Origin of the sequence: Prevotellamassilia timonensis, from assembly GCF_021531665.1 — a bacterium.
Lineage (GTDB): Bacteria > Bacteroidota > Bacteroidia > Bacteroidales > Bacteroidaceae > Alloprevotella.
The window spans coordinates 1-4,133 of record NZ_JADYUH010000091.1 but is presented as its reverse complement, the minus strand read 5'-3'; the positions used below and the strand labels follow the sequence as shown (position 1 = coordinate 4,133).

Here is a 4,133-nt window from a genome sequence, read left to right as displayed (position 1 = left end):
GCCATAGTGAGCGGTTTCTCGTTGCAAACATAGTAATTTGTCTTTGCCCCTTTTTCTTTTTATCACTTTGTCTCTTCCTCTCTTTGCCTCTTAGCCTCTCCCTCTCTTAGTCTCATTGACTCTTTGACTCTTAGTCTCTTTGTCTCTTTGTCTCTTTGTCCCTTTCTCCCTTAGTCTCTTTGCCTCTTCTTCTTGTTTATTTTTAGTGCAAAATTATTGCATCGATATCGCAAACTATTTACAAAAACAGAGACTGCCATAATCGGGCAGTCTCCGTTTTTGACATTTATGGTGTTTGTTTTTAATGGTGGTGATGTTCTTCTCCGTAGCCGCCTGTATCTATGTGATTGTGGTGACCGTGTTCATGATTGTGGGTCTTGCCAAAGGTATATGTAACCGCCAGACGGAGTGTGCGTCCTCCCGCCCATTTGCTGATTGACTGGGTGTATCCGTTACCGTATAGGATATTATGGTTTTTTTTCGAGTTGAATATATCCTTGCAGAGAAGCGAAATACCCCATGAGCCGATGTTTTTGCGTAATCCAGCCTCTACATCCCAGTCCGATTCCAATGTTCCCTGTGCCGTTACCTGGCGAGAGTTATACCTGCCTGTGGTTTGGAAAGTAATATCCCACGGGAGACGGACCGAAGCCATACAGCGCACATCCCACACAAAGCGGTTCTGCTTGTTGCCATGTACGGCATAGAAGCTGTCGTGCAGCGGATAGTCGGTATCCCATGCTTTGAGGTGGCTGTTATAGAGATTGACCGTAGTTGTGAGTGTCAGACGATTGAAGAGCGTGTTGCGGGAGATGATCTCTACTCCGGTGTTCATCATATTACCGACATTGGCGTGACCGTAATACATAGTGTTCACATCGGGGTCAGATGCCATCGGTGCGAGAAAGCTGACATGGCTTATCATGTCATTGTTGGCACGGTGATAGCCTGAGACTGACAGCATGTGGTTGCTCCAATTCTTTATATATGACAACTCTACGGCATTGCTGTATTCAGGAAGGATGAGAGGGTTGCCGAGATGTACCTCGGAAGGGTCGGAGATGTTCTCGAAAGTGTTGAGCTGCGGGCCGAAAGGACGGCGTATGCGGCGTGAATAGTTCAATTTAAGTTCGTTGTTCTCAAGGAACGACCAACCGATTGAAGCCGAGGGGAACAAAGCGAAATCGTTCTTCTTGAAGAGAGGCACATCGGCATCAGTCTGCCCATAGCCGAGTGAGCGGGTACGGATCTGCCATATCTCTCCCCGAAGTCCTGCCGAGAATGTGAGTTTCTCATAGTTACCGGAGAAATTCACATATAGGGCTGAAATATCCGTATCGTATTTGAACCGGTTGTAGAGATTGTTGAGGGGCGTCAGGTTGTTCTCTTCAAGACCTCCAGCATACGAGGCAGGACTGTTCTCGTGGTTGTAGTTTCCTTTGTAGCCGGTCTCGAAACGCAGCCACGGCAATGCTTGTACTGAATAATCGAGCGCAGCCTCCCAGTTACTTATTTTCACATCCTGATGCTGGCTTTGCCAGATGGACTGCTCAGTGCCGTCGGCCCATGTCTCGTTTTCATGGAACTTATTATCATTTGGGCCCTGCCATATATTATAGCTCACGTTCATGTCGATGAAATGGTCATGATTGAAAGAGTGCTTATAACCGAGCATGATATTCGTACCTCTTGTATCGCCGGATTCGTGCATATTGTTGACATTGCGCATCCACTGACCTGGCAGATTGCTGAGGTGGGTGGTCGTGGTATGTCCCCATTTATGTCCGAGAGTTCCTATTGCGCTCAGATAGATAGAGTTCTTTTCATCGGGCCGGAAATTCGTACCCAGACGGAGGAACATGCTGTTCTCATGTTTCTTGCTGTCGCCATCGGAATTGAGGTAAGCACCATCATCATAACTGCGGCGGGAAGTCACGCCTCCGGGAACATGTTGGGTTTTAAGTCCGAGTCCGGCGAATGTCTCGAATTTGCCTTCGTTGTAATTGATATTGAAATTCACGTTAGCGTTTCCGCGTGTATCCACATTGGCCTCGGCATTTCCGAAATATCCGTGACGATGGTCCTCTTTCAGACGGATATTGATGATGCCGGCGGTTCCTTCCGTGCTGTGCTTAGACGATGGATTTGTCATCACTTCGATGCTCTCGATGGTCTCGGCAGGGAGCTGGCGAAGAATCTGGGCGCGGTTGTCGGCGTTCATACCCATTTCCTTACCGTTTATCCACACAAGGACATCGGAATTGCCCCGCAGCGAGATTTCACCGTCGCTGTTCACATTGACCGACGGGACCGCTGCAAGAAGTTCATCGGCAGATGCGCCGGTGGCGGCAATGTTTGAACTGACATTAAAAATTCGGCGCTCTGAATTAACAGACATCTGACTTTTCTGTCCGGTCACTACTATTTCCTGAAGCAACTTCGCATCTTCCACAAGTTCAATTTTCCCAAGATTTATCACGGAGTCTGTCACTGTGATTTCACGTTCCTGCGGAATGCTGCCAACCATGCTGACACGAATAATGTATTTTCCCGAAGGTGCGTTGGGGATAACAAACATTCCGTTCCCATCTGTCATAGCCCCGATTGTGAGAGGCACACCTGTTTCCGGGTTCACAAGAACGACTGTGGCAAAGTCAAGAGGCTCGGAAGTCTTCTTGTCATAGACTGTGCCTGTTATGTTGCCGTCGGCATACGCACTGCCGGCAATCAACAGGGATGCTGCTAAAGAAATTGGTAATTTTGTGTTCATATCTTATTCTACTTTTGTTTTCGTGTGCAAAGTTATTCTCTCGTTCGTGCAAACCGTTTACAAATACAAATGGCAGGACTATTCAATAAGAGATGTCCTGCCATTGAGATAGTTTCACTGACTGAAAAGAGATGCTATTTGCCTTTCATGTTCTCAACTGTCAAAAATTTCCACATTTGAAAATCCTTTTCTAACGAACAGCCTATGGTTCCTTTCATCTTTGACAAATATTTTCATCCTTTTGGGGATTGCCTTGAACGCCGTTGAATCAAGGTGATCATAATGATAATGTGTCGCAATTACGGCATCGATGTCATGCACTATTTCATCAATACTTATCGGAAGCTCAACTATCGGGTTCCTTTTCCAGCTATCCGCAAAAGGATATGGAGGGAATGACCCTTTGGGGCCAAGCATAGGGTCGATTAGGAATCATTTGCCGGCATACTCAATAATCAATGTGGCATACCTTATCTGAGTTATCTTTATACTGGTCTGTGACTTTTTTTAGATTACTACTTACTGCATTTTGGGCAGATGCCTTTTATCATATAATTTATGGCATGAGGTGAAAATCCATCAGGAATGTTTACCAAAGGCACACTCACGTCCTCGAAGCAATACGTTTCTTTGCATCGCTTGCAATAGAAATGAACGTGCTGATCAGATATGGTATGATGAGTGCCGCTATGGCACAACTCATATTTCAGCGAACGGCTTCCGTCCTCTATCACATGAACGATATTTTTCTCGGAAAAAAGTTCAAGAACTCTGAATATACTTGCCTTGTCCATCGAAAAACCTAACAAGACTTCCAAATCAGCAAGGCTGACGGGATGCGAGGCTTTATTCAACTCTCTCATCACAAGAATGCGGTTGGAGGTGGGCTTGACACCTTTCCCGTTAAGAAGATTTTCTATGCCGATATTACCCATATTCTTATTTTTTGTGCAAAGGTACAACTTATATATTGCAAACCGTTTGCAAAGATGGTTTTGTAACTTCATAGCAACTAAAACCACGCAGTGTAAGCGAAAGTTAAATACGTTAAATTATTACCTTGTCGTATCTAAACAGAATCCACACAATCACCTTTCTACCGTTAGAGCGTATAATGCTGATAATCAACTAATAATATAAATCTTTTTCCGGCAGGAACCGCATCTTATCTGTGAATTCATCAAGTGCAAAGCCGCAGCGACTGAGCCGCAGTAAGGCGGAGTAGGTGGTGAATTCATCGCGCTACCATTGAACGGTTTATTTCTGTTTATCGCCTTGAAGAGAATGGCTGCCTTCTGAAAGAAGGCACGGGGGATGCTGTCGGTTGGGCGTTAAGAGCTTGCTCTTATAAGACCAAAACGGA

3 protein-coding genes are annotated in these 4,133 nt (G+C 45.5%); all 3 read right to left on the bottom strand.

Annotated features, from left to right (window positions below):
- Window positions 1-301 precede the first annotated feature (301 nt).
- The 3 genes from I6E40_RS10390 to I6E40_RS10380 all read right to left on the bottom strand — a co-directional run bounded on the left by I6E40_RS10390 (window position 302) and on the right by I6E40_RS10380 (window position 3,705).
- Window positions 302-2,770 (bottom strand): outer membrane beta-barrel family protein, encoded by a 2,469-nt coding sequence (locus tag I6E40_RS10390; protein ID WP_235387137.1) that lies wholly within the window; start codon window positions 2,768-2,770, stop codon window positions 302-304.
- A 153-nt stretch (window positions 2,771-2,923) separates the two neighbouring features.
- On the bottom strand, window positions 2,924-3,196 hold the full coding sequence (locus I6E40_RS10385) for a hypothetical protein (protein ID WP_317207410.1): 273 nt from the start codon (window positions 3,194-3,196) through the stop codon (window positions 2,924-2,926).
- A gap of 89 nt (window positions 3,197-3,285) precedes the next feature.
- Window positions 3,286-3,705 (bottom strand): Fur family transcriptional regulator, encoded by a 420-nt coding sequence (locus tag I6E40_RS10380; RefSeq protein ID WP_235387127.1) that lies wholly within the window; start codon window positions 3,703-3,705, stop codon window positions 3,286-3,288.
- Window positions 3,706-4,133 lie beyond the last annotated feature (428 nt).